Below are 1,297 nucleotides of genomic sequence, written 5' to 3' on the forward strand. Positions count from 1 at the left end.
GGGGTCTGCTGCACGAAGAGGTGACATTTTTAGTCACGCAGCCAGGGCGGCTGGCGTGTTCATGATGGTCTCGAACTCGATGGGCGTCAACCGTCCCAAGCGTTGTTGCCGACGTCGTCGGTGGTAGGTCCGCTCGATCCAGGTCACGACCGCGATCCGCAGTTGTTCTCGGGTGGTCCAGGACCGGCGATCCAGGACGTTTTTCTGCAGCAGGGCGAAGAATGATTCCATCGCGGCGTTATCGCCGCAGGACGCGACTCGGCCCATCGATCCGACTAACCGGTGACGGGCCAGAGCACGCAGGAACTTGCTGCTCCGAAATTGCGATCCTCGGTCGCTATGAACCACGCAGCCGGCGACATCACCACGACGAGCGACCGCGTTCTCCAACGCGTTTACCGCCAACCTGGACTTCATCCTCGAGTCGATGGAGTAACCGACGATCCGGTTCGAGAACACGTCCTTGACCGCGCAGACGTAGAGCTTCCCTTCTCCTGTTTTGTGCTCCGTGATATCGGTCAGCCAGAGCCGGTTCGGGGCATCTGCGGTGAACTCGTGCCGAACCCTGCCCTTTTCGTCCGTGACGGTGCAGAGGTCGTCGTGGACCGGAGGTCCGGGCTTCTTCCCGTTCTTCCCGCGCTTTTTCCCGAACGCGGACCACCATCCATTGGCCGCGCAGATCCGCCATGCGGTCCGGTCCGTCATTGCCTCACCCGCGTCGCGGGCCTCGTCCGCGAGCAGTCGGTGACCGAACTCGGGGTCGTCTGTGTGAGCGTGGAAGAGAGCGTTCGCGCGATACGCCTCAACGACCTCGCTCGAGGTGACGGGCGCGGCCAGCCACCGGTAGTAGGGCTGGCGGGAGAGCTTCAAAACCCGGCACGTCACCGTCACGGGTACCCCGTCAGCGGCGAGCTCTTTCACGAGCGGGTAGAGCCTTTTCCCGGCAGGTTCGCCTGCGACAAGTACGCTGCTGCCCGCCGCAGGACTTCGTTCTCCTGCTCCAGCAGCCGGATCCGCTTCCGTGCTTCTCGCAGCTCAGCGCCCTCTACCCGGGTCTGACCGGGCCTGGCGCCCTCGTCGATGTCGGCGTTACGTATCCACTTCGTGAGCGTCATCGGGTGGACACCGAAATCCCTCGCGATCTGCTCGATCGTCACTCCGGGCTCACGGTTCCTCGCAACGCGCACGACATCATCACGGAACTCGTCTGGGTAAGGCTTTGGCACAACAACATCCTTCCAGGCCCGCCTTCCGGCAAGCCAGATCAGATGTCACCTATCCGTGCAGCAGACCCGTG

1 protein-coding gene is annotated in these 1,297 nt (G+C 63.1%); it reads right to left on the minus strand.

Annotation, left to right across the window (positions count from 1 at the left end; all coding sequences use genetic code 11):
• Positions 1 to 33 precede the first annotated feature (33 nt).
• Positions 34 to 1,226 (minus strand): IS3 family transposase gene (locus IWX63_RS16625; protein WP_199279255.1). Its coding sequence is split into 2 segments (ribosomal slippage): positions 34 to 939 and positions 942 to 1,226, totalling 1,191 coding nucleotides; the frame shifts between segments, so codons are not numbered across the junction.
• Positions 1,227 to 1,297 lie beyond the last annotated feature (71 nt).

The organism is Arthrobacter sp. CAN_A2 (genome assembly GCF_015752045.1).
Lineage (GTDB): Bacteria > Actinomycetota > Actinomycetes > Actinomycetales > Micrococcaceae > Arthrobacter_D.